Source organism: Aeromicrobium sp., assembly GCF_032084975.1.
Classification (GTDB): Bacteria; Actinomycetota; Actinomycetes; order Propionibacteriales; family Nocardioidaceae; genus Aeromicrobium.
Window position 1 is genome coordinate 1 of the sequence record NZ_DAMDLR010000137.1, and the last position, 3,795, is coordinate 3,795.

At 71.1% G+C, this 3,795-nt stretch carries 5 protein-coding genes; all 5 read left to right on the forward strand.

Annotated features, from left to right (window positions below; all coding sequences use genetic code 11):
• On the forward strand, positions 1-1,106 hold a 1,106-nt coding region (aspS, locus tag RT323_RS16310), incomplete at its 5' end, for an aspartate--tRNA ligase (protein ID WP_313410312.1).
• Positions 1,103-1,597, forward strand: coding sequence for a DinB family protein (locus RT323_RS16315; protein ID WP_313410313.1), 495 nt, complete (start codon positions 1,103-1,105; stop codon positions 1,595-1,597). The genes aspS and RT323_RS16315, both read left to right, overlap by 4 nt.
• Before the next feature lie 10 nt (positions 1,598-1,607).
• Positions 1,608-2,006: a hypothetical protein gene (locus RT323_RS16320; protein WP_313410315.1), complete on the forward strand. Its 399-nt coding sequence runs from the start codon at positions 1,608-1,610 to the stop codon at positions 2,004-2,006.
• 10 nt (positions 2,007-2,016) lie between these two features.
• A complete protein-coding gene (locus RT323_RS16325; protein WP_313410316.1) occupies positions 2,017-3,381 on the forward strand; it encodes a replication-associated recombination protein A in 1,365 nt (454 codons plus the stop codon).
• A 10-nt stretch (positions 3,382-3,391) separates the two neighbouring features.
• The coding region (locus RT323_RS16330; protein ID WP_313410317.1) for a hypothetical protein at positions 3,392-3,795 on the forward strand (404 nt) is incomplete at its 3' end.

The window sequence follows — 3,795 nt, forward strand, 5'->3', positions numbered from 1 at the left end:
GCGCCGACCGCCAGCCCGAGTTCACCCAGCTCGACATCGAGATGAGCTTCGTCGAGCCCGACGACGTGATGGCGCTGGCCGAGGAGATCTACGTCGCGCTGTGGAAGCTGATCGACGTCGACCTGCCCACGCCGTTCCCGCGGATCACGTACGCCGACGCGATGAGCAAGTACGGCTCGGACAAGCCCGACCTGCGCTTCGACCTCGAGCTGGTCGAGCTGACCGACTACTTCACGGACACGCCGTTCCGCGTGTTCCAGGCGCCGTACGTCGGCGCGGTCGTGCACCCGGGCGGCGCCTCGCAGGCCCGTCGCACGCTCGACGGCTGGCAGGAGTGGGCCAAGCAGCGCGGCGCGCGCGGCCTGGCCTACGTGCTGGTGCAGGAGGACGGCACTCTCACCGGTCCCGTCGCGAAGAACCTGTCCGACGCCGAGCGTGAGGGCCTCGTCGAGGCCGTCGGCGCGAAGCCCGGCGATGCCGTCTACTTCTCGGCCGGCCCGGTCAAGAGCTCGCGCCAGCTGCTCGGCGCCGCGCGCATCGAGATCGCGAAGCGCGAGAACCTGATCCCCGAGGACGCCTGGGCGTTCGCGTTCGTCGTCGACTGGCCGATGTTCGAGTCGGTCAGCGAGCTCGACTCCGGCGACGTCGCCGTGGGTGGCGGCGAGTGGACCGCGGTCCACCACGCGTTCACCGCTCCGCAGGACCCCGCGACGCTGGCCACCCCCGGCGACTCCCTCGCCCAGGCCTACGACATCGTGTGCAACGGCAACGAGGTCGGCGGCGGCTCCATCCGTATCCACCGCGAGGACGTGCAGAAGCGCGTCTTCGAGATCATGGGCATCGGTGCCGAGGAGGCGCAGGAGAAGTTCGGCTTCCTGCTCGAGGCGTTCAAGTACGGCGCCCCGCCGCACGGCGGCATCGCGTTCGGCTGGGACCGCACGGTCGCGCTGCTCGCCGGCGCCGACTCGATCCGCGAGGTCATCGCGTTCCCGAAGTCCGGCGGCGGCTACGACCCGCTGACCGCGGCTCCGGCACCGATCACCGACGAGCAGCGTGCCGAGGCCGGCGTCGACGCGAAGCCCGACGAGGACGCCGAGGAGGAATGAGCTCCCTCGGCGAGAAGGCCAACTACGTCGAGTACCTGGCCCAGTACCGACAGACGCTCCTGCGCAAGTGCGAGGACCTCTCGGCCGAGCAGCTCGCGCAGCGCAGCGTGCCACCGAGCACGCTGTCGCTGCTCGGGCTGGTGCGTCACATGGCGTACGTCGAGCACCACTGGTTCGTGCGCGTGGCTCAGGGCTCGTCCGAGCGGCCGCTGTTCCTGAAGGACCAGGACCGGGACGCGGACTTCAACGACGCCGTCGGCACGGAGGCGTGCGTCGAGGAGGCCTTCACGGCGTTGCGCACGCAGATCAGACGCGCCGAGGAGTGGCTCGACGGAGTCGACGAGGCCGACCTCGGCCGCGAGCTGCCCGGCCCGCACGGCGGGGTCGTCCCGATCCGCGACCTCGTGGTCCACATGATCGAGGAGTACGCGCGCCACTGCGGCCACGCCGACCTGCTGCGCGAGTGCATCGACGGCCGCACGGGGAACTGACATGTGGACTGTGATCGGCTCGTGGCTCTTCGTCGGCCTGGTCGGGGCGGTGGGCTTTGCCATCACCCTGGCCGCGTGGATGGGATCCGACCGAGGGGTTCGCGCGACATGGATGGCCGCGGGAGCGTTCGTTGTCGCGGGGCTGGCACTTGCGGTGGTGATGACACTTCCCGTGACGGTCGACGGGACGACGTGCAACCAGCGCGCTACTCCTGAGGGCGTGAATCGCGCCGACTTCGATGCGCAGGCCGAGGCCGACCTCCGAGAGTCGGGAACGGAAGTCGACCGGTACGAGTGCCGCGACGCGGTCCGCGGCCGGTTCCTGCTGGGCGGCGCGGGTTTCCTGGTGCTGACGTTCGGTGGGGCAGCCCTCGTCGCTCGCCGTCCGAAGGCAGAGGCGCGCGACTAGGCTGGTCCTCATGGCTGACGGACTGTTCGATCTTCCCGATCAGGCGCCGTCGGACCCGCGGCGCGACTCGAGTGGATCTCTCGCCGGCAACGTCCACTCCAGTGCGCCGCTCGCCGTGCGGATGCGGCCGCAGTCGCTCGACGAGCTGGTCGGCCAGCAGCACCTGCTCGCTCCGGGGTCGCCCCTGCGCCGGATGATCGAGGGCAACGCTCCGCTCACGGTGCTGCTGTGGGGGCCGCCCGGCACCGGCAAGACGACGCTCGCCAGCCTGATCAGCCGCCAGACCGACCGCCGCTTCGTCGAGGTCTCGGCCGTCAGCGCGGGCGTGAAGGAGGTCCGCGAGGTCATCGCGGGCGCCCGGCAGGCGCTCTCGCGCGGGAAGGAGACCGTCCTGTTCGTGGACGAGGTCCACCGCTTCAGCAAGGCCCAGCAGGACGCCCTGCTGCCCGGCGTCGAGAACCGCTGGGTCAGCCTCGTCGCCGCCACCACCGAGAACCCGCACTTCAGCGTCATCTCGCCGTTGCTGAGCCGGTCGCTGCTCCTCACGCTGCAGCCGCTGACGGACGACGACATCGCCGTCCTCGCCGATCGTGCGCTGGTCGACGAGCGCGGCTTCGGCGGCGCGATCACCATCAGCGACGAGGCGCGCGACCACCTCGTGCGGCTGGCCGGGGGAGACGGCCGGCGAGTCCTGACCTACCTCGAGGCCGCGGCAGGTGCCGCTGCCGATCAGGGACACGCGGAGATCACGCTCGACGACGCGGCACTCGCGGTCGACAAGGCCGCCGTGCGGTACGACCGCCAGGGCGACCAGCACTACGACGTCACGAGCGCGTTCATCAAGTCGATCCGGGGCTCGGACGTGGACGCGGCGCTGCACTACCTCGCGCGGATGATCGAGGCGGGGGAGGACCCGCGGTTCATCGCCCGCCGGTTGATGATCCACGCGAGCGAGGACATCGGCATGGCCGACCCGACGGCGCTGCCGATGGCGACGGCCACGGCACAGGCGGTCGCGATGATCGGCTTCCCCGAGGCGCGCATCCCGCTGGCCCAGGCGGTCATCCACCTCGCGACGGCGCCCAAGTCCAACTCCGTCATCAAGGCGATCGACGCCGCCATGGCCGACGTGCGCGCCGGCAAGGTGGGCGCCGTGCCGCCGGCGCTGCGCGACGCGCACTACTCCGGCGCCAAGAAGCTGGGCCACGGTCACGACTACGTCTACGCGCACGACGACCCCCGCGGTGTGGTCGGCCAGCAGTACGCACCCGACGACGTCGACGGCTCGGACTACTACCGTCCCGGCCCGCATGGGGCGGAAGGGGCGATCGCCGACCGACTCGCCCGAATCCGCGCGATCATCCGAGAGCGGTAACCTCGTTGCCATGTCCGTGCAGCTCGCGATGCTGATCGCCACCGCCGTGCTGGCGGTCGTCGCGCTCGCGGCTGCGGTGATCGCGGTGCGCGCGCTGCGCGAGGCGAAGCAGCTGCGCGCGACGCCCGACCCCGCTGAGTTGCACGTTCCGCCCGTCGCCGACGGAGTGTCGCTGGCCGAACGTGAACCTCAGCGCGAACCCGAGCTCGAACCCGAACCTGAGGCTGAGGTCGTGCGCGTCGTCGAGGGTCGCGTGATCGTCCAGCCGACCCACGACCAGGTGGTCGCGGCGTCGATGACGCGACCCGCGGTCCGCCTCAACATCGTGGCCGCGGGCCTCGCGCATGCGCTGCGACCCGAGAGCCGCGACCGGATCATGGGCCTCATGCGACGTGAGTACCGCGCCCGGAAGCG

Bases quoted from the DNA above. Each gene is read 5' to 3' on its own strand.
- RT323_RS16325 (WP_313410316.1), top strand. From the start codon at position 2,017: ATGGCTGACGGACTGTTCGATCTTCCCGATCAGGCGCCGTCGGACCCG.
- RT323_RS16315 (WP_313410313.1), top strand. From the start codon at position 1,103: ATGAGCTCCCTCGGCGAGAAGGCCAACTACGTCGAGTACCTGGCCCAG.